The organism is Streptococcus sp. HMSC064H09 (assembly GCF_001812625.1).
In the GTDB taxonomy this organism is placed as follows: Bacteria; Bacillota; Bacilli; order Lactobacillales; family Streptococcaceae; genus Streptococcus.
The window spans coordinates 140,940-166,848 of record NZ_KV809582.1 but is presented as its reverse complement, the minus strand read 5'-3'; the positions used below and the strand labels follow the sequence as shown (position 1 = coordinate 166,848).

Here is a 25,909-nt window from a genome sequence, read left to right as displayed (position 1 = left end):
GAAAGGACACACACATGTCTAAAGAACTTTCACCTAAATACAATCCAGCCGAGGTTGAGGCTGGTCGTTATCAAAAATGGCTTGACGAAGATGTTTTCAAGCCGTCAGGCGATAAAAAGGCTATGCCTTATTCTATCGTCATTCCACCACCAAACGTAACTGGTAAACTTCACCTTGGTCACGCTTGGGATACAACTTTGCAGGATATCATCATCCGCCAAAAACGCATGCAAGGCTTTGATACGCTTTGGCTTCCAGGTATGGACCATGCTGGGATTGCTACCCAAGCCAAGGTTGAAGCTCGTTTGGCTGAAAGCGGCATTTCTCGTTATGACCTTGGTCGTGAAAAATTCCTTGATAAAGTCTGGGAATGGAAAGACGAGTATGCCTCAACCATCAAGCAACAATGGGGCAAGATGGGGATTTCAGTGGATTACTCTCGTGAGCGTTTCACCCTTGACGAGGGGTTGTCAAAAGCGGTTCGTAAGGTTTTTGTAGAACTTTACAAAAAAGGTTGGATTTACCGTGGTGAATTTATCATCAACTGGGATCCAAAGCCCGTACAGCTCTTTCTGATATCGAGGTTATTCACAAGGATGTTGAAGGTGCCTTCTACCACATGAACTATATGTTGGAAGACGGTTCACGTGCTCTTGAGGTGGCAACAACTCGTCCTGAAACCATGTTTGGGGATACTGCTGTAGCCGTTAATCCAAATGATGACCGTTATAAAGATTTGATTGGTCAAAATGTTATCTTGCCAATCTTGAACAAACCTATCCCAATCGTTGGCGATGAACACGCAGATCCTGAATTTGGTACTGGAGTGGTTAAAATCACTCCGGCCCACGACCCTAACGACTTCTTAGTTGGTCAACGTCATAACCTTCCACAAGTCAACGTCATGAACGATGATGGTACTATGAATGAATTGGCTGCTGAATTCAACGGTATGGACCGCTTTGAAGCACGTAAGGCCGTTGTTAAGAAATTGGAAGAAATCGGTGCTCTTGTCGAAATCGAGAAAATGACTCACTCAGTTGGTCACTCAGAGCGTACAGGTGTGCCAGTTGAACCACGATTGTCTACACAATGGTTTGTTAAGATGGACCAATTGGCTAAGAATGCCATTGCCAACCAAGACACAGATGACAAGGTAGAATTCTACCCACCTCGTTTCAACGATACCTTCCTTCAATGGATGGAAAATGTCCATGACTGGGTTATCTCACGTCAGCTCTGGTGGGGTCACCAAATCCCAGCTTGGTACAATGCTGAGGGTGAAATGTACGTTGGTGAAGAAGCACCAGAAGGTGATGGATGGAAACAAGACGAAGACGTCTTGGACACTTGGTTCAGTTCTGCCCTTTGGCCATTCTCAACTATGGGTTGGCCTGATGTGGAAGCAGAAGACTTCAAACGTTACTTCCCAACGTCAACCTTGGTTACTGGTTACGACATCATCTTCTTCTGGGTGTCTCGTATGATCTTCCAATCATTGGAGTTCACAGGACGCCAACCATTTAAGAATGTCCTTATCCACGGTCTTATCCGTGACGAGCAAGGACGTAAGATGTCTAAATCACTCGGTAACGGGATTGACCCAATGGATGTTATCGAGAAATATGGTGCCGATGCCCTTCGTTGGTTCCTTTCAAACGGTTCTGCACCAGGTCAAGACGTGCGCTTCTCTTACGAGAAAATGGATGCTTCTTGGAACTTCATTAACAAGATTTGGAACATCTCTCGCTATATCCTTATGAACAATGAAGGTTTGACCTTGGATGTAGCGCGTGAAAATGTAGCTAAAGTGGCTGCTGGTCAAGCAGGAAACGTTACAGATCGTTGGATTCTCCACAACCTCAATGAAACCATTGGAAAAGTTACTGAGAACTTTGACAAGTTCGAATTTGGTGTGGCTGGTCACATCCTCTACAACTTCATCTGGGATGAGTTTGCGGACTGGTATGTTGAGTTGACTAAGGAAGTGCTTTACAGCGACAATGAGGACGAAAAAGTCATCACTCGTTCTGTCCTTCTATACACTTTGGATCAAATCTTGCGTCTCCTTCACCCAATCATGCCATTCGTGACTGAGGAAATCTACGGTCAAATCTCTGAAGAAACGATTGTGACTGCGGAATACCCAGCGGTTCGTCCAGAGTTTGAAAATGAAGAAGCTGCAGCTGGCGTTGAATCTCTTAAAGACGTGATTCGCACGGTACGTAACTCACGTGCAGAAGTGAACGTAGCACCAAGCAAGCCAATCACTATCTTGATCAAGACAAGCGACAGTAAGCTTGATGCCTTCTTTAATGACAACGTCAACTACATCAAACGCTTCACAAATCCAGAACACTTGGAAATTGCAGCAGATGTCGAAGTACCTGACTTGGTTATGTCAAGCATCATCACAGGTGCAGAAATCTACTTGCCACTCGCTGACCTCCTCAATGTCGAAGAAGAATTGGCCCGCCTTGAAAAAGAATTGGCCAAATGGCAAAAAGAACTCGATATGGTTGGTAAAAAACTTAGCAACGAACGCTTCGTAGCCAATGCCAAACCAGAAGTCGTCCAAAAAGAACGCGACAAACAAGAAGATTACCAAGCTAAATACGATGCAACAGTCGTACGTATTGAAGAAATGAAGAAGTTGGTTAAATAAAGAAAGAGACACGGTGGAATGCCGTGTTTTTTGGTATAATGAGTAGCATAAAAGTTATATTGGAGGGTGTATGGTTGAGTTAATTGTTTTATTTTTTATTATATTTTTATGGCTAATAGGCAAATCAAAGGAGAATTATTTTCAGTTCCATGATATAATCGTGTTTTTTTATTTTATCTATTTATCAGGTCAGATAGCTTACTCAAAGTTAGTGTTTTTAGATTCGTTTATACAATGGATAGTATTTGTTTATTTTGTAATCATGTCGATTCCCTATATATATAAGGGGTTAAAGCAGATTTTACCCCAAAATACTGTTAGAATTTTTACCTATATCCATGAGCGTTTAAAAGATGAATCTAATGAAGAACTGTTAGAGTTTATATTTGGAATATTATTTTTTTTCATAGTGTGGATTCAGATAAATAATGGAAGGTTATTGTTTGATTTTAAGATTCCAATTGGAGTAATCAATCTGAGTACTAGAAGTAGTATAGAAATTCTAGGATTTGTAGTCGCCATTTTAAGTATGTATGGAATTTATATTGGATTTTTACAGTACCTAACAAGCGATTTTTCTTCCGATAAGTACTTAGGAAGGAGTAAGACTAACTATCTAATAAAAAAGTCAATCTGGTATCATATTACCCAAACTAAAATTTTCATATGTATTCTTTTTTCTATGGTTTTAATACCTATTATTGTAAAGTTAGATTTTGGCCTTGATAAAGAACTTTCAATTCTATGGCAGTCTGGGTATTTTTTCTTATTAATTATTTATATTTTTCTTCTTCAAAGGAGTCTCTATATAATTCGAGTGGCTTTATTGATAAAAAATAGTCAAGATGATAACTTAAAAATTAATATGTCAAGGAACATCCAAGAAGAATACATTGAGTTTTTTTGGTCCGGTTTCAAACGACGTAGCACATATATAGATAAAAGCATAAGAAATAAACTTACTAAAGAACTTTGTAATTTAGATAATGAAAATATTAAAGAGTATTTGTATGTTTTTTTAAAGGTAGAACGATTTAATGAAAAAAATTTATATGGCTCGATTTATTCAAAGCTAGATAGTTTATCTCTTTCCATTTATATTAAAATAATAAATTTTGTAAAGTCGAGGTTTCACTATGATGAAAAAAATTGCAGAGATAGATATTTTGAACTGAATAATAGTGATTTAAGTATGTTTTACTTAGCTTTTTTTTCTTTTTTTAAGAGTTTTATTTATGGTAAGTGGGAGTATATAAGACATTTAGAATTAGAGTCTCGTAGTTATGCAGTTCTAATTAAATCTTTGGATGAAGATATTAATGTTTTTGAACATATTCTTAAAATAAACAAAGTTTGTAATGAAGAATTATTGAAATATAATGAAATGACTCAATTACCCCTGAGAGGTTTAAATAGAAGTAATCCCCAAAAGTATGTGTTATCTGATGATAGCGTATTAAAATATTTATTTGATGTCAAATTTGACATTATTAAATCAGAGAAGAGCGAGAAGTACTTTAAGAATATCGTTGAAGAAACTTTAAGAAGTACAAGAGAACTCTTAACTTTCAAAGACGATGGAATTTTAGAAAGATATTTTTTTGAAATTGAAGAACATAAATGGGAAGTACTGGTTGAGTATATTGACTGGGCTAAATTCTTTAGAAGTTTGGTTAGTAAAGATATTAGTTTTTCATACTATTCTAGTGAGTTGATTATTGATCAAGAAAATAGTTCGTTATACTCTGGTGTTATTTTAAAACATATTATAGAAAATTATAATCAATATCTATTTGAGTCCATGAATTCTCTTTTTAAAATATTATTCTTAATGTATAAATTGAACAGGGAAGAGGATGTTTACAGAAGTAATAGAGAAATCGACCGTATTATTGATTCTTTGAATATACCAATTGAAGCAGTGGCAAGTTCACTAGTAAGAATATTGAGAAACAATAGTGGGCTATCATCATATATTTTATTAAAAGATAGTTATGATAATTCTTTATCAATAAAACTTAGAAAATATGACCTGTTGTATAAAACAAATTCCTATATAATTGAACTTGATGAAATTTCTGATATTCAATATAAGAGATTAAATTTTATACATCCAGTTTCAATTTATGATATAGGAATTATAGACAGTAAAAAAAGTCGTGTGCAGGATAAGGAAGAGGCATCTTTGGAAATTAATGCTTACAAATTAATAAGTAAATTATTAATATTGGGTGAATTGAATGGTTTAAGTGGAAAATCTGGGGAATATTTACGTGACCATAAAGACTATTACAAATCAATTGTAAATATTAATCAAGAAATTTGTAACATATTTAAGAATGGTACAATGCATAGAACTATAAAAAAAGCAATTGAACTTTTTGAAAATGAACAGCTGGTTACTAATGGAGAATTAAATAAAGTTTTTGTCAACGTAAGAGAGTATAGAAAGGCATTAGAGACTATACGATATTTCTTTTAATGTACAAGGAAATTCAAGAGATTGGGATCAAGATTCAAGTAATATATGTATTAATTTGACTATTTTACAAATCTAAAAGACTGGGAACTTGTTGCTGCTCTGAAAAAAATATATTGACGCTCTGAAATTCTGACTGGAATATCTAACCAAGTAAAAAATAAATAAAATATCTTCCCTTCAGCTTTCTTTAAGCAACCCAAGCTATACTATGACCATCCTAATAAGTATTACTGAACGTCGTTCGGTAGCGCTCACATGTTCTGGTTTTAAGTCAGACAGTGTATCTTTCTTTTTTCATAAATCTCCCAAACAAGTCTAATCTCACAAGGTTAGGCTTGTTTTTATGAAATAAGCAGAAAGTTTTTCATTAAAAGTAAACGCTTGTGTAAGTAAAATGAAAACGTTAGGCAAAGTCAGTGAAAACGTCTAAAAAACCGTCAATTCATTGACTTTCGTGGAAAATAGGACTAAAATAGCAGGGTAAAAATAATTAAAAAGGAGAATTCTACTATGAATCTAACTATCTTAGCCCTCGGTTTGGCCGTTATGGGTGTATCTCTTGGTGAGGGTATCCTCGTTGCCAATATCGCTAAAGCTGCGGCTCGCCAACCTGAGATGTTTAGCAAACTTCAAACATTGATGTTTACTGGTGTTGCCTTTATCGAAGGTACCTTCTTCGTATTGTTTGCCCTTAGCTACATTGTCTAATAGACAAATAAAAGATGAAGGAGGGATGAGCAGTGGAAACTACAAGTAATCCAACCGTCTCATTATTTGGGATTGATTTTGACTTGACTGTCCTTGCCATGTCTCTCTTGACAGTAATTATCGTTTTTGGAGTAGTTTTTTGGTCAAGTCGTAAGATGACCATTAAACCAAAGGGAAAACAAAATGTGCTTGAGTTCATCTATGAGTTTGTGAACAGTACCATTTCTCAAAATCTTGGGAAATTCACGAAGAATTATAGTTTGCTCTTGTTTGTAATTTTCACCTTTGTTTTTACAGCAAACAACTTAGGTTTGCTTGTGTCTGTAAAAAGTGAGCATTACAATTTTTGGACTTCTCCAACATCGAACTTCGGTGTTACTATCACTCTTTCTTTGATTATTACCCTCATTAGTCATATTGAGGGGATCCGTAAAAAAGGGTTTAAAGGCTATCTAAAAGGCTACCTTTCACCATACCCAGCTATGCTCCCAATGAACATTTTGGAACAATTAACCAACCTTGCTTCATTGGCCTTGCGTTTGTTTGGTAACATTTATTCTGGTGAGGTACTTACTGGCTTGATTCTTAAATTGGTGACATGGTCTGCTTTTGCAGCACCTGTATCCTTTGCTTTGAACCTTGTCTGGGTTGCCTTTTCAGCCTTTATCGGCTTTATCCAATCCTATGTCTTTATTATCCTAAGTTCAAACTATATTGGTGATAAAGTCAACGAAGAATAATTAAGAAAGGGAGAAATGAAATGTCATTACTGATTAATAGTACGACACTTGGTAATATCATTATCACACTCGGCTCAGTTTTTCTCTTGTATTACCTCATCCGTAAATTCGCATGGGATCAAATTACAGGAATCTTTGCTGCTCGTGAAAAGAAAATTGCCACAGATATTGATAGTGCTGAAAATGCTCGTCAAGAAGCAGAAAGCTTGGCACAAAAACGTCAAGATGAGTTAGCAGGTGCTCGCACTGAAGCGGCTCAAATTATTGATGGGGCCAAGGAAACTGGTAAAACTCAAGAATCTAAAATCATTGCAGAAGCACATGATGAAGCTAAACGCTTGAAAGAAAAAGCAAATCAAGACATCGCCCAAAGCCGTGTGGAAGCACTTGCTGGCGTTAAAGGTGAAGTTGCAGACTTGACTGTCCTCTTGGCGGAAAAAGTTATGAAACAAAACCTTGATGCTAAAGCGCAATCTGACTTGATTGATAGCTATCTTGATCAATTAGGAGATGCTTAATGGATAAGAAAACACAAGCTCTTGTTGAGCAGTATGCCAGAAGTCTGGTAGAAGTCGCTTTTGAACAAGACGCCGTGTCAACAATCCAAGAAGAAGTAAGGCAAATCCTAACAGTTTTTGCTGAAACAAATCTAAAAACCTTCTTGTCGCAGGAAAATGTGACAAGTGAAGCTAAAAAAGAAAGTTTGAGCTTGTTTCAAGAGTCTTGTTCAGTGTATATGAACAATTTTCTTGAGGTAATCTTACTCAATGACCGTGCCAACATTCTCTATGATGTGTTGAAATTGGTCCTTGAGCTCTTTGATCAAGAAGACAATACTTACGATGTTACAGTGACATCAGCAAGTCCCTTGTCTGAGGAACAAAAAGCCCGACTTTTGGCGATTGTTTCACAAAAATTTGAGATTAAGACACGTCGTTTAGTAGAAAAAATTGATGAGGACCTCATCGGAGGATTCGTCATCAAAGCAAAAAATAAGGTTGTTGACACGTCAATTCGCAGTCAATTGCAAACCTTTAAAACGAATTTGAAATAGAAAGTGGTGTGACTTTTGGCAATTAACGCACAAGAAATTAGCGCTTTAATTAAAAAGCAAATTGAAAACTTCCAGCCAAACTTTGACGTCACTGAAACTGGTGTCGTTACCTATATCGGTGACGGTATCGCACGTGCTCGTGGTCTTGATAATGCTATGAGTGGTGAGTTGCTCGAATTTGAAAATGGTGCCTATGGTATGGCCCAAAACCTTGAAACTAATGATGTCGGTATCATTATCTTGGGGGATTTCGTTGCAATTCGTGAAGGCGATATTGTTAAACGTACTGGAAAAATCATGGAAGTTCCAGTTGGTGAAGCCCTTATCGGTCGTGTAGTAAACCCACTTGGGCAACCAGTTGATGGTCTTGGTGACATCGAAACAACAGGTTTCCGTCCAGTTGAAACACCTGCTCCAGGTGTTATGCAACGTAAATCAGTTTCTGAGCCATTGCAAACTGGTCTTAAGGCCATTGATGCCTTGGTTCCAATTGGACGTGGTCAACGTGAATTGATCATCGGAGACCGCCAAACTGGTAAAACTTCAGTAGCCATTGATGCTATCTTGAACCAAAAAGGTCAAGATATGATCTGTATCTATGTGGCTATTGGTCAAAAAGAATCAACAGTTCGTACACAAGTAGAAACTCTCCGTAAACACGGTGCTCTTGATTACACAATCGTTGTGACTGCCTCTGCATCACAACCATCACCATTGCTTTACATTGCGCCTTATGCTGGTGTTGCAATGGCTGAAGAGTTCATGTATAACGGAAAACACGTATTGATTGTTTATGATGATTTGTCTAAACAAGCCGTGGCCTACCGTGAACTTTCATTGCTTCTCCGTCGTCCACCAGGTCGTGAAGCCTACCCAGGGGATGTCTTCTATCTCCACTCACGTCTTTTGGAACGTTCAGCTAAAGTTTCAGATGATCTTGGTGGTGGTTCAATTACTGCCTTGCCAATCATTCAAACGCAAGCCGGAGATATCTCAGCTTACATCGCAACAAACGTTATCTCAATCACAGATGGACAAATCTTCTTGCAAGAAAACTTGTTCAACTCAGGTATTCGTCCAGCCATTGATGCGGGTTCTTCTGTATCACGTGTAGGTGGATCAGCGCAAATTAAAGCGATGAAGAAGGTTGCTGGTACACTTCGTCTTGACTTGGCTTCATATCGTGAACTTGAAGCCTTTACGCAATTTGGTTCAGATTTGGATGCTGCGACTCAAGCGAAATTGAACCGTGGTCGTCGTACAATCGAAGTTTTGAAACAACCGCTTCATAAACCACTTCCAGTTGAGAAACAGGTTGTTATCCTTTACGCTTTGACACACGGTTTCTTGGATAGTGTTCCGGTTGATCAAATCTTGGATTTTGAAGAAGCACTCTATGACTACTTTGATAGTCACCATGAGGATATCTTTGAAACTATTCGTACAACTAAGGATCTTCCTGAGGAATCTGTACTTAATGAAGCTATCCAAGCTTTCAAAGATCAGTCAGAATACAAATAGAAATAGGGAGGACAGCATATGGCAGGCTCTCTAAGAGAAATCCAAGCAAAAATTGCTTCAACAAAGAAAACGAGTCAAATCACAGGAGCCATGCAAATGGTTTCTGCTTCAAAATTGACACGTTCTGAGCAAGCTGCTAAAGATTTCCAAATCTATGCCTCAAAAATTAGACAGATCACAACAGATCTTCTACATTCAGAATTGATTAATGGTTCGTCAAATCCAATGTTGGATGCACGCCCAGTTCGTAAGACAGGTTACATTGTCATTACTTCAGATAAGGGACTTGTTGGGGGTTATAACTCAACAATTCTTAAAGCTGTGTTAGACATGATTAAACGTGACCATGATTCTGAAGATGAATATGCTATCATTTCTATTGGTGGAACAGGTTCAGATTTCTTCAAGGCTCGTAACATGAATGTTGCTTTTGAACTTCGTGGCCTTGAAAATCAACCTAGTTTTGAACAAGTCGGAAAAATCATTTCTAAAGCTGTAGGAATGTATCAAAATGAACTTTTTGATGAACTCTATGTGTGCTACAACCATCATGTTAATAGTTTGTCTAGTGAGGTTCGTGTTGAACAAATGCTTCCTATCGCTGATTTGGATCCCAATGAATCAGAAGGTCATGTGTTGACCAAGTTTGAATTGGAACCAGATCGTGACACTATTTTGGATCAACTCTTGCCACAATATGCTGAGAGCCTTATCTACGGTGCTATCGTAGATGCCAAAACAGCTGAGCACGCAGCTGGTATGACTGCAATGCAGACAGCCACTGATAATGCTAAGAATGTGATTAACGATTTGACAATCCAATATAACCGTGCGCGTCAAGCTGCCATCACTCAGGAAATTACTGAAATCGTTGGTGGTGCAAGTGCACTTGAATAGCTAGAGATTTGTCTTAATTAGACACACATGAAAAAAGGATGATTGTCATCCAGAAAACTATCATAAGGAGAAAACAATGAGCTCAGGCAAAATTGCTCAGGTTGTTGGTCCTGTTGTAGACGTAGCGTTTGCAGCTGGTGATAAACTTCCTGAGATTAACAATGCATTGGTCGTTTATACTGATGAACAAAAGTCTAAACGTATCGTGCTCGAAGTAGCTCTTGAACTTGGAGAAGGTGTGGTTCGTACCATTGCCATGGAATCTACTGATGGATTGACTCGTGGACTAGAAGTTCTGGACACTGGTCGTCCAATCAGCGTTCCTGTTGGTAAAGATACCCTTGGACGTGTCTTTAACGTTCTTGGTGATACCATTGACTTGGAAGCACCTTTTGCAGACGATGCAGAGCGTGAACCAATTCACAAAAAAGCACCAACTTTCGATGAATTGTCAACATCTACTGAAATCCTTGAAACAGGGATTAAAGTTATCGACTTGCTAGCCCCTTACCTTAAGGGTGGTAAAGTCGGACTCTTCGGTGGTGCCGGTGTTGGTAAAACCGTTCTTATTCAAGAGTTGATTCACAACATTGCCCAAGAGCACGGTGGTATTTCCGTGTTTACAGGTGTTGGTGAACGTACACGTGAAGGTAATGACCTTTACTGGGAAATGAAAGAATCTGGCGTTATCGAGAAAACAGCCATGGTCTTCGGTCAAATGAACGAACCACCTGGAGCACGTATGCGTGTTGCCCTTACTGGTTTGACAATTGCGGAATACTTCCGTGATGTCGAGGGTCAAGACGTTCTTCTCTTCATCGATAACATCTTCCGTTTCACTCAAGCAGGTTCTGAGGTTTCTGCCCTTCTTGGTCGTATGCCATCAGCCGTTGGTTACCAACCTACACTTGCTACTGAAATGGGTCAATTGCAAGAACGTATCACATCAACTAAAAAAGGTTCTGTTACATCTATCCAAGCCATCTACGTTCCAGCCGATGACTATACTGACCCAGCGCCAGCTACAGCATTTGCTCACTTGGACTCAACAACCAACCTTGAACGTAAGTTGACACAAATGGGTATTTACCCAGCCGTTGACCCATTGGCATCAAGCTCACGTGCCCTTTCACCTGAAATTGTTGGTGAAGAACACTACGCTGTTGCGACTGAAGTTCAACGTGTGCTTCAACGTTACCGTGAATTGCAAGATATTATCGCTATCCTTGGTATGGATGAATTGTCAGACGAAGAAAAAACATTGGTTGGACGTGCTCGTCGTATCCAATTCTTCTTGTCACAAAACTTCAACGTTGCTGAACAGTTTACAGGTCAACCAGGTTCTTATGTTCCAGTTGCTGAAACCGTTCGTAGCTTTAAGGAAATCCTTGAAGGTAAATATGACAATCTTCCAGAAGATGCCTTCCGTAGCGTAGGTCCAATTGAGGATGTAGTAGCTAAAGCTAAAGCTATGGGCTACTAATGAGGTGAATATATGGCACAAATGACCGTACAAGTGGTAACTCCGGATGGTCTCAAATACGACCACCATGCCAGCTTTATCCACGCGGTTACTAAAGATGGTCAAATTGGTATCTTGCCAGGCCATATTAACTTGATTGCGCCACTTGAAGTGGATGAACTCAAGGTTCGTCGTGTGGATGACGAGAGTCACGTCGATTGGATTGCCGTAAACGGTGGTATCATCGAAGTTAAAGATGATTTTATTACTATCGTTGCCGATTCAGCAGAACGTGAACGCGACATTGACGTTTCTCGTGCCGAACGTGCCAAGCAACGTGCCGAACGTGACTTGGAAGAAGCAACCAAATCTGACCGTATTGATGAAGTTCAACGTGCTCAGGTTGCTCTCCGTCGAGCACTTAATCGTATCAGTGTCGGTACAAAATAAGATAAACAAAAAACGAGACTTAGGTCTTGTTTTTTGTTTGTCTTAAAAGAAAACATAAGAAGTAACAAGGTTATCAAAGAAAGCTCATTGTAAAACCTATCTGAAGGTAAGTTAAAAAATTAGATTTCCAGTCTTGAAAACGGTTAATTTAGCTTTTACTTTAGTTTAAGGTATCAAAGTGTTATAATATAAGCTGTTAGCTTTATATTTTTAGAAAGAATGTAGAGTAACGTAATAGAAAGTATGAGTTTTTTAAAGATATGAAAATTGAAAAGAAGCATCTTTTAGATTACACCATCTTGATACCTTATTTAATCTTATCCGTGGTTGGTTTGATAGTAGTGTATTCAACAACCAGTGCTCGTTTAGTAGCCTTGGGTGCCAATCCCTTCGCGTCTGTTGTGAACCAAGGAGCCTTTTGGTTGGTATCCTTGTTCTCTATTTTTTTCATCTACCGACTGAAATTGAACTTTCTCAGGAAAGATAAGCTTTTGGGTGTTGTTATTGCCTTTGAGATTTTACTTTTGGTCATTGCCAAATTTTTCACCAGGGAAATCAATGGTGCCAATGGTTGGATTGTGCTTGGACCCTTGTCTTTCCAACCAGCAGAGTACCTTAAGATCATTGTTGTCTGGTTCTTGGCACACACCTTTTCAAAAAAACAGTCTGCCATAGAACGTTATGACTACCAAGCTTTGACGAAGAATAGATGGATTCCAAGGAATGGTAAGGAACTGAATGACTGGCGTGTTTATTTGCTCGTTATGATTGGTTTGGTTGCTATCCAGCCTGACTTGGGTAATGCGGCCATTATTGTATTGACTACGGTAGTTATGTTTTCAATTTCTGGTGTTGGCTACCGTTGGTTTACGGCCTTGTTTGCCAGTATTGTAGGGATTTCGTCAGCCTTCCTTGGTTTAATTGCCTTGGTTGGGGTTCAAACCATGGCTAAGGTACCTATCTTTGGATATGTTGCCAAGCGTTTCGCAGCATATTTTAATCCGTTCAAGGATTTGACAGGATCTGGTCTTCAGCTATCTCATTCATACTATGCTATGAGTAATGGAGGATGGTTTGGTCTCGGGCTTGGAAATTCGATTGAGAAAACTGGCTATCTCCCAGAAGCTACAACAGACTTTGTGTTTTCGATTGTCATTGAAGAGTTAGGTCTTATCGGAGCTGGCTTGATTCTGGCCCTTCTCTTTTTCCTCATTCTTCGTATTATGATTGTGGGAGTTAAGGCTAGAAATCCATTTAACTCTATGATGGCGCTTGGTGTAGGGGCTCTCATGCTTATGCAGGTCTTTGTTAATATCGGAGGAATCTCAGGACTGATTCCATCAACAGGGGTTACCTTCCCTTTCCTTTCGCAAGGTGGTAACTCGCTTTTGGTAACTTCAGTTGGGATAGCCTTTGTCTTGAACATCGCTGCTAATGAAAAGCGTGATAATATTGTTCAAGCTATTGAGGAAGAATTGTCTCATACTCAAGAATTAGAAAGTCAAGATGAAAAAATTGTACCTTTAAGAAGAAGTCGTTAATACGGCTTCTTTTTTTACTTGGTAGCGTTTTTGCATTAGCAAGGAGATTACTAAAAGCTTATAGAAGTAGTAGAAATAGAAATACGGAAAGAAATATTTGTGATTACTCTAAAGAAAAATTGAAAACTATATAAAATACTTGCAATTCTATGACATTTTGATAGAATAGTAGAGTAAAGTTAGACTGTATTGCCTACTGTCTATCTATAAAATATATTTTATTGGAGGCTTTTCCTAAATGGCAAAAGAAAAATACGATCGTAGTAAACCACACGTTAACATTGGTACAATCGGACACGTTGACCACGGTAAAACTACTTTGACAGCTGCTATCACAACTGTATTGGCTCGTCGTCTTCCTAGCGCAGTTAACACACCAAAAGACTACGCTTCAATCGACGCTGCTCCAGAAGAACGTGAACGCGGTATCACAATCAACACTGCACACGTTGAGTACGAAACTGAAAAACGTCACTACGCTCACATCGATGCGCCAGGACACGCGGACTACGTTAAAAACATGATCACTGGTGCCGCTCAAATGGACGGTGCGATCCTTGTAGTAGCATCTACTGACGGACCAATGCCACAAACTCGTGAGCACATCCTTCTTTCACGTCAGGTTGGTGTTAAACACCTTATCGTCTTCATGAACAAAGTTGACTTGGTTGACGATGAAGAATTGCTTGAATTGGTTGAAATGGAAATCCGTGACCTTCTTTCAGAATACGATTTCCCAGGTGATGACATTCCAGTTATCCAAGGTTCAGCTCTTAAAGCTCTTGAAGGTGATTCTAAATACGAAGACATCATCATGGACTTGATGAACACTGTTGACGAATACATCCCAGAACCAGAACGTGACACTGACAAACCATTGTTGCTTCCAGTCGAAGACGTATTCTCAATCACTGGTCGTGGTACTGTTGCTTCAGGACGTATCGACCGTGGTGTTGTTCGTGTCAATGACGAAGTTGAAATCGTTGGTCTTAAAGAAGACATCCAAAAAGCAGTTGTTACTGGTGTTGAAATGTTCCGTAAACAACTTGACGAAGGTATTGCCGGAGATAACGTCGGTGTTCTTCTTCGTGGTATCCAACGTGATGAAATCGAACGTGGTCAAGTATTGGCTGCACCTGGTTCAATCAACCCACACACTAAATTCAAAGGTGAAGTTTACATCCTTTCTAAAGAAGAAGGTGGACGTCACACTCCATTCTTCAACAACTACCGTCCACAGTTCTACTTCCGTACAACTGACGTAACAGGTTCAATCGAACTTCCTGCAGGTACTGAAATGGTTATGCCTGGTGATAACGTGACTATCGACGTTGAGTTGATCCACCCAATCGCCGTTGAACAAGGTACAACATTCTCTATCCGTGAAGGTGGACGTACTGTTGGTTCAGGTATCGTATCTGAAATCGAAGCTTAATTAATATTAAGTTCCCAATACAATTATTCGTCAGACAATAATTGAGAGAGTCGAGTTTACTCGGCTCTTTTTGGCGTTTGAAAATGTTTGTATTCTATACTTTTTAACTGTTTAAGGTGCTTAAGCTGAGTTTTGACAGTGATAAATAGACATAAAGCAGGCTGAGTTTTCGGAATTTTCCTAAAATCCTAGTAATAGTAGGGGATTTGTGATAAAATAAACGAGTAAATAAATAAAAGAAGAGGTATGTGAAATGTCACGTAAACCATTTATCGCTGGTAACTGGAAAATGAACAAAAATCCAGAAGAAGCAAAAGCATTCGTTGAAGCTGTAGCATCAAAACTTCCTTCATCAGATCTTGTTGAAGCTGGTATCGCAGCTCCCGCAGTTGACTTGACAGCTGTACTTGCTGCCGCTAAAGGTTCAGACCTTAAAGTTGCTGCACAAAACACTTACTTTGAAAATGCTGGTGCCTTCACTGGTGAAACTAGCCCACAAGTTTTGAAAGAAATCGGTACTGACTACGTTGTTATCGGTCACTCAGAACGTCGTGACTACTTCCACGAAACTGATGAAGACATCAACAAAAAAGCAAAAGCAATCTTTGCTAACGGTATGCTTCCAATCATCTGTTGTGGTGAATCACTTGAAACTTACGAAGCTGGTAAAGCAGCAGAATTCGTAGGTGCTCAAGTTTCAGCTGCTCTTGCTGGATTGACTGCAGAACAAGTCGCTTCAACAGTAATCGCCTACGAACCAATCTGGGCTATCGGTACTGGTAAATCAGCTTCACAAGACGACGCACAAAAAATGTGTAAAGTTGTTCGTGACGTTGTAGCTGCTGATTTTGGTCAAGAAGTTGCCGACAAAGTACGTGTTCAATACGGTGGATCAGTTAAACCTGAAAACGTTGCTGAATACATGGCTTGTCCAGACGTTGACGGAGCTCTTGTAGGTGGTGCATCACTTGAAGCTGAAAGCTTCTTGGCATTGCTTGACTTCGTTAAATAATTTTAGATAAAGTCGAGGTTTCCCTCGGCTTTTTTCTTGTTTGTCTTAAGTGTTTTTCTAAAAAAAGCCAGGTTTCTCTTATCCTGTTTTGGGGAGCAAAGGTGCTTAAATGTAGAACAAAAACTCCTATTTTGTAAGCCCTATCTTTTTGTTTGGATTTTTTAAAACTTTGAGCCTAGGCAAGTACAATTGGATTGTCCCAAGAGGCAGATAATATGCTATAATGAGAGTAGTATAACTAGAGCGCAGGCACTGATAGTCTGTTTGCTCCGCATTTTTCCAAGAAGAGGAGAATTAGAAATCATGACTTTTGATGCAATTGACCAAATGGCGGTCAGCACTATTCGTTCGCTTTCGATCGAGGCCATTCAAGCCGCGAATTCTGGACACCCAGGTCTTCCTATGGGTGCAGCGCCAATGGCATATGTACTTTGGAACCATGTGATGAATGTTAATCCAAAGACTAGCCGTAACTGGACAAACCGTGACCGTTTTGTTCTTTCTGCAGGTCATGGTTCTGCTTTGCTTTATAGCCTCTTGCACCTTTCAGGCTATGATGTATCAATGGATGATTTGAAGAACTTCCGTCAATGGGGTTCTAAGACTCCAGGTCACCCTGAAGTTAATCATACTGATGGTGTTGAAGCAACATCAGGTCCTCTTGGTCAAGGAATTGCTAATGCAGTAGGTATGGCAATGGCTGAAGCACATTTGGCTGCTAAATTTAACAAGCCTGGTTTTGATATTGTTGATCATTATACTTATGCCCTCCATGGAGATGGTTGTTTGATGGAAGGTGTTTCTCAAGAAGCTGCTAGTCTTGCTGGTCATCTTAAACTTGGTAAGTTGGTTCTTCTTTACGATTCAAATGATATCTCACTTGATGGACCAACATCAATGGCTTTCACTGAGGATGTTAAGGCTAAGTTTGAAGCTTATGGTTGGCAACACATCCTTGTTAAAGATGGTAATGATTTGGAAGCTATTGCTAAGGCTATCGAAGAGGCTAAGGCAGAGACAGATAAACCATCTATCATTGAAGTTAAGACAATCATTGGTTATGGAGCTGAAGGCCAAGGAACATCAGCTGTCCACGGTGCTCCAATTGGTCAAGAGGGTATCGACCGTGCTAAAGGTGTTTACGGATATGATGCCCCAGCCTTTACAGTACCAGACGAAGTCGCTCGTCGTTTTGAAGTTGGTATTAAATTCCGTGGTGAAGCTGCTGAAAATGCTTGGCAAACTAAATTTGCAGAATATGAAGCTGCTTACCCAGAATTGGCTGCTGAATACAAGACTGCTTTTGCAAATGAAACTGTACACGTTGACTTGAATGCTCATGAATTGGGTTCAGCAGTAGCTAGCCGTGTGTCAAGCCAACAAGCTATCCAACAGATTTCTGAACAAGTTCCTTCATTCTGGGGAGGTTCAGCAGACCTTTCAGCTTCTAACAATACTATGGTTAAGGCTGAGTCTGATTTCCAAGCAGACAACTATGCTGGACGTAATATTTGGTTTGGTGTACGTGAGTTTGCTATGGCTGCAGCGATGAATGGTATTGCTCTTCATGGTGGTACTCGTGTTTATGGTGGTACTTTCTTCGTCTTCTCAAACTACTTGCTTCCAGCAGTACGTATGGCAGCTCTTCAAAACTTGCCAGTAACTTATGTTATGACACACGACTCAGTGGCAGTTGGTGAAGATGGACCTACTCACGAACCAATCGAACAATTGGCAAGTGTGCGTTCAATGCCTAACCTTAACGTTATCCGTCCTGCAGATGGTAATGAAACTAATGCTGCATGGAAACGTGCCTTGGCTGAGACTGAACGTCCAACAATGCTAGTTTTGACACGTCAAAACTTGCCAGTCCTTGACGGTACAGCTGAAAATGCTGAAGCTGGTGTCAATAAAGGGGCTTACATCATCTCAGAAGCTAAAGGTGATCTTGACGGTATCATCATTGCGACTGGTTCTGAAGTGAAATTGGCTCTTGATACTCAAGCGGCTCTTGAAGCTGAAGGCGTGCATGTCCGTGTTGTTTCAATGCCATCACAAAATCTCTTTGATGAACAAGATGCTGCATATAAAGAAGAAGTTCTTCCAGCAGCTGTGACAAAACGTTTGGCTATCGAAGCTGGAACTAGCTTTGGTTGGGGCAAATACGTTGGTCTTGCAGGTAAAACACTTACTATTGATACTTGGGGTGCCTCAGCACCTGGTGACCGTATCTTTAAAGAATATGGTTTCACTGTTGAGAATGCAAGTCAACTTTACAAATCATTGTAAGAAAAGAAAGAGCTTGGCTCGTCCAAGTTCTTTTTTCTTGTAAAAAGTGTTTAACTTCACACAGTGCTTGACTTTTGGGTCTAGAGTGTTAGAATGACTGTGTCAGCCGATTTAGCTCAGTTGGTAGAGCAACGCACTCGTAACGCGTAGGTCACAGGTTCGAAACCTGCAATCGGCATGGTCAGAGGTATTCAGATAGAAACAGGGTTTTTTAGAAACCTCTGTTTTCTTTTGTCCTTGATTGTTCTTTTAAGCTAAAATTTGATAAAATAGAAGATGAAAAAAAATAAAGGAAGTATCATGTCAAAAGGGTTATTAATCTCAATCGAAGGGCCAGATGGTGCTGGAAAGACTACAGTTTTGGAGGCTCTTTTACCACGTTTAAGAGAGGTTTATCCAGCTCAGGTTGTGACGACACGTGAACCAGGAGGAGTAGCTATTGCAGAGCAAATCCGTGAGGTTATTCTGGATGTAGATAATACGGCTATGGATGCTAAGACAGAGCTCTTGCTCTATATTGCTGCTCGCCGTCAACATCTGGTTGAGAAGGTTTTGCCAGAGCTTGAAAAGGGCAATATGGTCATCATGGATCGCTTTATTGATTCATCAGTTGCCTATCAAGGTACTGGTCGTGGCTTGGATCAGGATGAGATTGCCTGGTTAAATGCCTATGCGACTGATGGGTATAAACCTGATGTGACCCTATTGTTTGATGTGGATTCTGAGACTGGTTTGGCCCGCATTGCAGCTAGCAGCGAACGTGAAGTCAATCGGTTGGATTTAGAGAAACTTGACCTACATCAGCGTGTACGTCAAGGTTATTTAGATTTAGCACAGGCTGAACCAGAACGTATCAAGCTAATCGATGCTTCACAGGATTTTGAGGATGTTGTAGAGCAAGCTTGGAATGTAATTAAAGACTATTTATAAGGAGCAAGATGAAGTTAGCTGAAAGTCAAAGCAAACTATTTGAAGAGTTTTCACAAATTATCAGAGAAAATCGTTTGAGTCATGCTTATTTGTTTTCGGGTGATTTTGGAAGTCTCGACATGGCTATTTGGCTAGCACAGAGTCGATTTTGTGTGACTCCTGAGAATGGTCTACCTTGTGGTCATTGTCGTCCCTGTCGCTTGATTGCACAGGGGGACTTTTCTGATGTTAAATTAGTAGAGCCACAAGGACAGATTATTAAGACGGACACGATTCGTCAGTTGACCAGAGAGTTTAGTCAATCGAGTTTTGAGGGACAGGCTCAGGTGTTTATCATTCGTGATGCAGATAAGATGCATGTCAATGCTGCCAATAGTCTATTAAAGTTTATTGAAGAACCTCAAAGTCAGATTTATATTTTTCTTTTGACAGCTGATGATAGTCGTATGTTACCGACGATTAAAAGTCGAGCTCAACTCTTTTATTTTCCTAAGAATCGGGCTTATCTGGAAGAATTGCTGCAGAAGGAAGGCTTGTTGCTGACACAAGCCAAAGTGTTGGCGGATTTTGCTAAAGATGATGTTCAGGCTTTAGACTTAGCTAAGGATAATAGGATTCTTGATCTGATTAATACAGTAGAGCGTTTTACACAGTCCCTGCTATCTAATCAGGATCTGCTTTATTTGGATGTTGCAAAACTGGCTGTCCAGTGTAGTGAAAAGTCGGAACAAGAGATGGTCTGGGCTTTTTTAACTTATCAATTGGGGAAGGATATACAAAATCCACAAGCAAGACGATGGCTAGACTTGGTTTATGAGGCACGAAAAATGTGGCTAGCTAATGTCAGCTTTCAAAATGCGATGGAGTATATGGTATTATCATGACAGAAGTCATTGGAATAAAATTTGAGGAAACTGGAGCAGTAGAATATGTTGTTCCTGATAAAAATTACGCCAAAGATGACTTTGTAGTCGTTTTGGAGAAAAAAGATAAACGCCTAGCTCAGGTTGTCATGGAAAACTCTGATTTTCCTGAGCTTAGTTTGCCTGCGGATTTGAATCGGGTTGAAGGATTGGCAGGAGAGAAAGATTTTGCTAGATATGATGAAAATCTTTTGAAGGCTGAAAAGAGTATGGGAGTAGTAGCTGATTTAATTGCTCAAAATCAGCTAGAAATGAAGGTCGTTGATATTGTCTTTCCGCTAAATTGCTCTTATGTACTAATCAGTTTTGTTGCTGAAAAACGGGTAGATTTTCGTCAATTGCTCAAAGATCTGGCTTCTTACTTTAAGACACGTATTGAGTTGCGCCAAATTTCAAGTCGTGAGGAATCAAAGATTTATGGTGGCTTAGGACCTTGTGGGCGGGCACTTTGTTGTTCTAGTTTTTTGGGTGAATTCCCACCAGTATCAATTAAGATGGCTAAAAACCAAAGTTTATCTTTGAATTCTGGTAAGATGAACGGGGTCTGTGGTCGACTTATGTGTTGTCTCAGTTATGAAGATGACTTTTACCGAGATAGTAAGGCTAGTTATCCTGATTTGGGTGATGATATTGAAACCAAGGATGGTAAAGGTCAGGTTGTTGCCATTGATGTAATTGCAGGGACCATTAAGGTTGTATTTGAAAAAGGGCGTGTGCCCCTAACTTATGGAGTGGAGGAAGTTCAGCTAAATGGAAAAGCGTGAATTGTATGATAAATTCGAGGAATTATCACAAAATTTGATGTCGATGTTGGCAGAAGTGGAAGCGATTAAGGCGAACTTCTCAGGGATTCTTGATGAAAATACGGCCCTCAAGTTGGAAAACGACAAGCTACGTGAGCACTTGAGTCAAGTGGTTCAAGAGGAGACAGGGACTAAAATGTCTCATGGTAAGGTGAACCTCGAGGCTATTTATGATGATGGATTCCATATTTGTCCAGATTTTTATGGCCAACGTCGTGATAATAATGAAGCTTGTGGCTTCTGTGCAGAATTGTTGTACGGAGACTAAACATGCAGGTTCAAAAGAGTTTTAAGGGGCAATCTAGCTACGGCACCCTCTATCTGGTTCCCACTCCTATTGGGAATTTGCAGGATATGACTTTTCGTAGTGTGCAAATCCTGAAAGAGGTGGATCTTATTTGTGCGGAGGACACGCGCAATACGGGTCTCTTGCTCAAGCATTTTGAGATTGAAACGAAGCAGTATTCTTTTCATGAGCACAATGCTTATGAGAAAATTCCAGATTTACTGGAGCGCTTGAAGTCAGGTCTTTCTTTGGCTCAGGTTTCTGATGCGGGGATGCCTTCTATTTCGGATCCTGGGCATGATTTGGTCAAAGCTGCCATTGCAGAGGATATTCCAGTGGTGGCCTTACCGGGAGCATCGGCTGGTATTACAGCCTTGATTGCCAGTGGTTTAGCACCCCAACCTCATATTTTTTATGGCTTCCTTCCCCGTAAAAAAGGACAGCAGATTGATTTCTTCAGGGAAAAACTGTCTTATCCTGAGACACAGATTTTTTACGAGTCACCTTACCGTGTGGCGGATACTCTTGAAAATATGCATGAGATCTATGGCAACCGTCAAGTAACTTTAGTTCGAGAATTGACCAAGCTTTATGAAGAGTACCAACGAGGATCTATTTCAGAAGTTTTAGATTATATTGCTAGTAATCCTCTCAAGGGTGAATGTTTACTGATTGTGGCTGGAGCTTCTGAAAATGACAAGGAAGAAAATCTAACATCAAATGTTACCCCGGTAGAGGCTGTAGAAGCTTTAATTGCCTCTGGAATGAAACCTAATCAGGCTATAAAAACCGTTGCTAAAGAGCGAAAAATAAATAGACAAGAGCTTTATAACCTTTTTCATGGGGTTTAAGAGGCTCTTTTTTTGTGGCAACACAAGATGTTAGAAAAGAAAGAATTATCAAAAAATTCCGTAAATACACTTGTTTGTCTCATGATTTTGTGTTATATTATCTGACATAAAATAATTTACGCATTGGAGTGGTTTCATGGATACAGGTAGCAGTGCCTTTATATTGATTTGTTCTGCCATGGTTTGTTTGATGACACCGGCCTTGGCCTTCTTCTATGGTGGGCTTGGACGTCGTAAGAATGTTATCAATACCATGATGATGTCTGTTCTTCCCTTAGCTATAGCTTCTCTCTTGTGGATTGTTGCTGGCTACTCGCTTTCTTTTGGCGGTCATGGGAATTTCTTCGGTAATTTCAGTCACCTTTTTTTAAATGGTGTGTCTGAAACGGCCTCAAGCCGTGGTTTAACCATTTCTGATATGCTGTTTGCTGCTTTTCAGATGATGTTTTCGATTATCTGTGTGGCGATATTGACGGGTTCAGTGGTAGGACGGATGCGCTTCACACCTTTAGCCATTTTTGTTGTCTTTTGGTTACTTTTGGTCTATTATCCATTTGCACATATGGTTTGGGATGAAGGGCTCCTTGCAAAATGGGGGACGATTGACTTTGCAGGTGGTGATGTGGTTCATATTACCTCAGGTGTATCAGCCCTAGTTTTGGCAATCGTTGTTGGTAAACGGCGTGATTTTGGCATTTTAGAACATCGTCCTCATAATGTTCCTTTTGTCCTATTGGGAGCGGGTCTCTTATGGTTTGGTTGGTTTGGCTTTAATGCAGGATCAGCCTTGGCTGCCAATGGTTTGGCAGTTCATGCGCTAGTAACCACTCATGTGTCAGCTGCTGCAGCCATGTTTTCATGGTTGGCAATTGAAAAACATGTCACAGGACATCCATCCTTGGTTGGTGGTTCAACCGGTTTGGTAGCAGGTCTAGTTGCAATCACACCTGGAGCAGGTTTTGTTTCAATTTGGAGTGCTATTCTAATTGGTCTTATGGTTAGTCCGATTTGTTTCTATGCTATTTCAGTCTTGAAGAAACGTTTTGCTTATGATGATGCTTTGGACGCTTTTGGTTGCCATGGTGTTGGAGGTATCTTTGGTGGTTTTGCCACTGCGATTTTTACGACACCAGATTTAGCCCTAGATAAGGCCAATATTGGTTTAATCTATGGAAAGGCGCATCTGTTTATAGTGACTATTTTAGCTATTATCTTTACAGCTATTTGGTCTGCTCTTGTGACCTATGGTATTATTAAAGTAATTGCTCATTATATGCCTTTACGTGTTAGTGACCGTGATGAAGCTATTGGTCTCGATGACTGTGAACACAAGGAAACAGCCTATCCAACCTTTATGGGCTTAGATTCGTAGGAGAATACAGATGAAAAAAGTAGAAGCGATTATTCGTTCGGATAAATTAGAAGATTTGAAAAACGCCTTGACTGGTAGTGGCTTGGCCAAAGGGATGACTGTGAGTCAAGTACTAGGTTATGGTAATCAACGTGGCTTTGCAGAGTTTGTTCGGGGACAGCGCATTGTTCCTACCTTATTAGCTAAGGTTAAGGTTGAGATTGTAGTCAAGGACATGGCAGTTGACGAAGTTGTTGACGCTATTCGTAGCGCCGTGGCGACAGGAGAAGTTGGTGATGGGAAGATTTTTATTGTTCCTATTGATGATGTTATCCGTATTCGTACTGGTGAACGTGGTGGAGACGCCATTTAATATAATGGAGGCTTAAACCGGTTGGTTTGGGTCTTTTTTAGTGAATTTTGATATACTTAGAGGAGTTAGTATGATTGAGGGGGTGACCGATTGGCAAAAGGAAAAAAGAAAAGCAACACGAAAGCTAGACCTAAGAAAACTAAAAAGAAAAAGAAGTCTTTCTTGCTCTTTCCTAAATTTTTCCAGAAGTGGAGTCTGATTTTTATTGGCCTATTTGCCTTATTGGGACTCCTAGCTAGTTTAAATTTTCCAAGGTTGACCATGGAAAAGAACATGACATCTACGGATGAGACGACGGTTGCTTTTATTGCCGAGATTGGCGAGACGTCCCGCTATTTGGCGGCTAGAAACGATCTTTATGCATCTGTCATGATTGCTCAGGCCATCTTGGAATCTGACTCTGGACAATCTACTTTGAGTCAGAAGCCGTCCTATAACTTCTTTGGAATTAAGGGGGACTACAAAGGTCAAAGTGTAACCCTACCAACCTGGGAGGATGATGGTAAGGGCAATCCTTACTATATTGATGCAGCTTTTCGTTCTTATGGCTCTGTGGAAAATTCTTTACAGGACTACGTAGACTTCCTTGAGGGAAGCTACTATGTAGGGGTACACCGTTCCAAGACTAAGAATTATAAGGATGCCACAGCTGCCCTAACAGGGGTCTACGCTACGGATACAACCTATGGAGACAAATTAAACAGTATCATTGAACAATACCAGTTAACCATTTATGACACTTATTAGGGTCGAAGGAGAGTAAAATGAATCAGAATCAAGTGAAACTCATTGCAATAGATATGGACGGGACGCTCTTAAATAGCCAAAAAGAGATTCCTGAAGAGAATATCAAGGCTATTCAAGAAGCGGCTGAAGCAGGCATTAAAATCGTACTTTGTACGGGTCGCCCACGTTCGGGGATTCTTCCTCATTTTGAGAAATTAGGACTGAGTGAAGAAGAGTATATTATCATGAACAATGGTTGCTCTACTTATGAAACTAAAAATTGGACCTTGCTTCAATCTGAAAGTTTATCTCGCACTGAGATGGAAGAACTCTTGCAGGCTTGCGAAGACTTTCCAGAGGTGACTCTAACCTTGACTGGAGAAAAGACTTACTATGTTGTGGGCGATGAGGTGCCTGAGTTAGTAGCTTATGATGCTGGCACTGTCTTCACAGAAGCGAAAGCTAGGAGTTTGGAAGAAATCTTTGCGGAAGGGCAAGTGATTTTCCAAGCCATGTATATGGCAGATTCTGAATCTTTGGACGCCTTCCAAAACGCCGTGCAAGATGGACTTAATCAGAGCTATAGCACAGTTCGTAGTCAAGACTATATCTTTGAAATCATGCCGCAGGGGGCAACAAAGGCTAGCGGGCTTAAACATTTAGCAGAAAAGCTTGACATTAACCCAGATCAAATCATGGCTCTGGGCGATGCTGCCAATGACCTTGAAATGCTTCAATTCGTCGGTCAAAGCGTTGCCATGGGTAATGCGAGTGACGACATTAAGGCTTTGTGTAAGTATGTGACTTTGACAAATGACGAGGCAGGTGTAGCACACGCCATTCGTACTTGGGCTCTATAAGAAAAAGACCTTTAGCTTTATTGTTTGCTAAAGGTTTTTCTATTTCTGATAATGGCAATGAGAGTAGTAAGTGTGATAGTGACATCAGTGATGGCAGCTGGGTAAGCCTGAATGGTTAAATCGTAAATTAGCCAAAGTAACATATTTTCAATAATGACCCAGCGAAGCCACTGAAGGTTTGGTGTGGCAGCAATAGCTAGGCTATAGGAAACTGAAGAGATGATAGGTAAATAACCAATAATCCCAAGTTGATTGAGATAGGTTCCGACGATGATTTGAATAATGATGAGGATGGTCAAGATTGTCTTGGTCATCTTCTTTTTGACCATTAGGCTATTACGTATGATGGAAATACTAATGGTTAAAGCACCGGTATAGCCACCCAATAAGAGGTTAGCAATAGCAGTAAAAATGTAGTCGGTAATTTGCCAGACTAGCATGTTATTTTTTGATTTTGCAAAAGAGGATATGGCGACACATAGGGCACCTATGGCTGAGAATACTTGTGCTAGAAGATAGACTATCATGATATAACTTTCAATTTTTGTCT

General features: G+C 40.0%; 23 protein-coding genes, 1 tRNA gene and 1 pseudogene. 24 read left to right on the top strand and 1 reads right to left on the bottom strand.

The genetic code is table 11. The features are described 5' to 3' along the window. Window positions 1–14 precede the first annotated feature (14 nt). The 24 genes and pseudogenes from HMPREF2867_RS06260 (at window position 15) to HMPREF2867_RS06145 (ending at window position 25,359) form a co-directional block, all read left to right on the top strand. Window positions 15–2,665 (top strand): annotated as a pseudogene (locus HMPREF2867_RS06260) (valine--tRNA ligase). A gap of 70 nt (window positions 2,666–2,735) precedes the next feature. Continuing rightward, window positions 2,736–5,147 carry a hypothetical protein gene (locus HMPREF2867_RS06255; protein ID WP_059749092.1) on the top strand — a complete coding sequence of 804 codons (2,412 nt, stop codon included), beginning with the start codon at window positions 2,736–2,738 and terminating at the stop codon, window positions 5,145–5,147. A gap of 510 nt (window positions 5,148–5,657) precedes the next feature. Continuing rightward, the gene (locus HMPREF2867_RS06250) at window positions 5,658–5,855 is read left to right on the top strand and encodes a F0F1 ATP synthase subunit C (protein ID WP_002886037.1); all 198 of its coding nucleotides are present in this window, start codon (window positions 5,658–5,660) and stop codon (window positions 5,853–5,855) included. Window positions 5,856–5,887: 32 nt separating this feature from the next. Continuing rightward, complete coding sequence (gene atpB, locus HMPREF2867_RS06245; protein ID WP_038675470.1) at window positions 5,888–6,595, top strand: F0F1 ATP synthase subunit A; 708 nt, start codon at window positions 5,888–5,890, stop codon at window positions 6,593–6,595. A gap of 20 nt (window positions 6,596–6,615) precedes the next feature. After that, window positions 6,616–7,113, top strand: coding sequence for a F0F1 ATP synthase subunit B (gene atpF, locus HMPREF2867_RS06240; RefSeq protein WP_002886161.1), 498 nt, complete (start codon window positions 6,616–6,618; stop codon window positions 7,111–7,113). Further along, the gene (locus HMPREF2867_RS06235; RefSeq protein WP_002885901.1) at window positions 7,113–7,649 is read left to right on the top strand and encodes a F0F1 ATP synthase subunit delta; all 537 of its coding nucleotides are present in this window, start codon (window positions 7,113–7,115) and stop codon (window positions 7,647–7,649) included. Before atpF ends, HMPREF2867_RS06235 begins: the two co-directional genes overlap by 1 nt. A 15-nt stretch (window positions 7,650–7,664) precedes the next feature. Continuing rightward, window positions 7,665–9,170, top strand: a complete 1,506-nt coding sequence (gene atpA, locus HMPREF2867_RS06230; RefSeq protein ID WP_038675472.1) for a F0F1 ATP synthase subunit alpha — start codon at window positions 7,665–7,667, stop codon at window positions 9,168–9,170. Window positions 9,171–9,188: 18 nt separating this feature from the next. Continuing rightward, the gene (locus HMPREF2867_RS06225; protein WP_070576475.1) at window positions 9,189–10,067 is read left to right on the top strand and encodes a F0F1 ATP synthase subunit gamma; all 879 of its coding nucleotides are present in this window, start codon (window positions 9,189–9,191) and stop codon (window positions 10,065–10,067) included. 76 nt (window positions 10,068–10,143) lie between these two features. Further along, the gene (gene atpD, locus HMPREF2867_RS06220) at window positions 10,144–11,550 is read left to right on the top strand and encodes a F0F1 ATP synthase subunit beta (protein WP_002885994.1); all 1,407 of its coding nucleotides are present in this window, start codon (window positions 10,144–10,146) and stop codon (window positions 11,548–11,550) included. 12 nt (window positions 11,551–11,562) lie between these two features. After that, entirely contained in the window at window positions 11,563–11,979 is a 417-nt protein-coding gene (locus HMPREF2867_RS06215; RefSeq protein ID WP_002890211.1) for a F0F1 ATP synthase subunit epsilon, read from the top strand. A 260-nt stretch (window positions 11,980–12,239) separates the two neighbouring features. Continuing rightward, on the top strand, window positions 12,240–13,520 hold the full coding sequence (ftsW, locus tag HMPREF2867_RS06210) for a cell division peptidoglycan polymerase FtsW (protein ID WP_038675474.1): 1,281 nt from the start codon (window positions 12,240–12,242) through the stop codon (window positions 13,518–13,520). Between the two features lie 238 nt (window positions 13,521–13,758). Further along, window positions 13,759–14,955, top strand: a complete 1,197-nt coding sequence (gene tuf / locus HMPREF2867_RS06205) for an elongation factor Tu (RefSeq protein WP_002886182.1) — start codon at window positions 13,759–13,761, stop codon at window positions 14,953–14,955. Between the two features lie 253 nt (window positions 14,956–15,208). Further along, window positions 15,209–15,967, top strand: a complete 759-nt coding sequence (gene tpiA / locus HMPREF2867_RS06200; protein ID WP_002885895.1) for a triose-phosphate isomerase — start codon at window positions 15,209–15,211, stop codon at window positions 15,965–15,967. A 303-nt stretch (window positions 15,968–16,270) separates the two neighbouring features. After that, window positions 16,271–18,256, top strand: a complete 1,986-nt coding sequence (tkt, locus tag HMPREF2867_RS06195; protein ID WP_038675476.1) for a transketolase — start codon at window positions 16,271–16,273, stop codon at window positions 18,254–18,256. 105 nt (window positions 18,257–18,361) lie between these two features. Then, window positions 18,362–18,434: transfer RNA gene (locus HMPREF2867_RS06190), tRNA-Thr, on the top strand. Between the two features lie 122 nt (window positions 18,435–18,556). Continuing rightward, the gene (gene tmk, locus HMPREF2867_RS06185; RefSeq protein WP_070576472.1) at window positions 18,557–19,186 is read left to right on the top strand and encodes a dTMP kinase; all 630 of its coding nucleotides are present in this window, start codon (window positions 18,557–18,559) and stop codon (window positions 19,184–19,186) included. 8 nt (window positions 19,187–19,194) lie between these two features. Further along, window positions 19,195–20,070: a DNA polymerase III subunit delta' gene (locus tag HMPREF2867_RS06180; protein WP_060972514.1), complete on the top strand. Its 876-nt coding sequence runs from the start codon at window positions 19,195–19,197 to the stop codon at window positions 20,068–20,070. Beyond that, window positions 20,067–20,873 (top strand): regulatory iron-sulfur-containing complex subunit RicT, encoded by an 807-nt coding sequence (gene ricT / locus HMPREF2867_RS06175; protein ID WP_070576469.1) that lies wholly within the window; start codon window positions 20,067–20,069, stop codon window positions 20,871–20,873. Before HMPREF2867_RS06180 ends, ricT begins: the two co-directional genes overlap by 4 nt. After that, entirely contained in the window at window positions 20,860–21,180 is a 321-nt protein-coding gene (gene yabA / locus HMPREF2867_RS06170; RefSeq protein WP_002887582.1) for a DNA replication initiation control protein YabA, read from the top strand. Before ricT ends, yabA begins: the two co-directional genes overlap by 14 nt. A 2-nt stretch (window positions 21,181–21,182) precedes the next feature. Beyond that, window positions 21,183–22,049: a 16S rRNA (cytidine(1402)-2'-O)-methyltransferase gene (gene rsmI / locus HMPREF2867_RS06165; protein WP_070576467.1), complete on the top strand. Its 867-nt coding sequence runs from the start codon at window positions 21,183–21,185 to the stop codon at window positions 22,047–22,049. 136 nt (window positions 22,050–22,185) lie between these two features. Next, complete coding sequence (locus HMPREF2867_RS06160; protein WP_070576464.1) at window positions 22,186–23,421, top strand: ammonium transporter; 1,236 nt, start codon at window positions 22,186–22,188, stop codon at window positions 23,419–23,421. Window positions 23,422–23,431: 10 nt separating this feature from the next. Next, on the top strand, window positions 23,432–23,773 hold the full coding sequence (locus HMPREF2867_RS06155; RefSeq protein WP_002886165.1) for a P-II family nitrogen regulator: 342 nt from the start codon (window positions 23,432–23,434) through the stop codon (window positions 23,771–23,773). 90 nt (window positions 23,774–23,863) lie between these two features. Further along, complete coding sequence (locus HMPREF2867_RS06150) at window positions 23,864–24,520, top strand: glucosaminidase domain-containing protein (RefSeq protein WP_070576461.1); 657 nt, start codon at window positions 23,864–23,866, stop codon at window positions 24,518–24,520. 17 nt (window positions 24,521–24,537) lie between these two features. Continuing rightward, the gene (locus HMPREF2867_RS06145; protein ID WP_070576458.1) at window positions 24,538–25,359 is read left to right on the top strand and encodes a Cof-type HAD-IIB family hydrolase; all 822 of its coding nucleotides are present in this window, start codon (window positions 24,538–24,540) and stop codon (window positions 25,357–25,359) included. Between the two features lie 17 nt (window positions 25,360–25,376). Here HMPREF2867_RS06145 and HMPREF2867_RS06140 read toward each other — a convergent pair whose 3' ends face one another. Beyond that, window positions 25,377–25,886 carry a YgjV family protein gene (locus tag HMPREF2867_RS06140; protein ID WP_070576633.1) on the bottom strand — a complete coding sequence of 170 codons (510 nt, stop codon included), beginning with the start codon at window positions 25,884–25,886 and terminating at the stop codon, window positions 25,377–25,379. Window positions 25,887–25,909 lie beyond the last annotated feature (23 nt).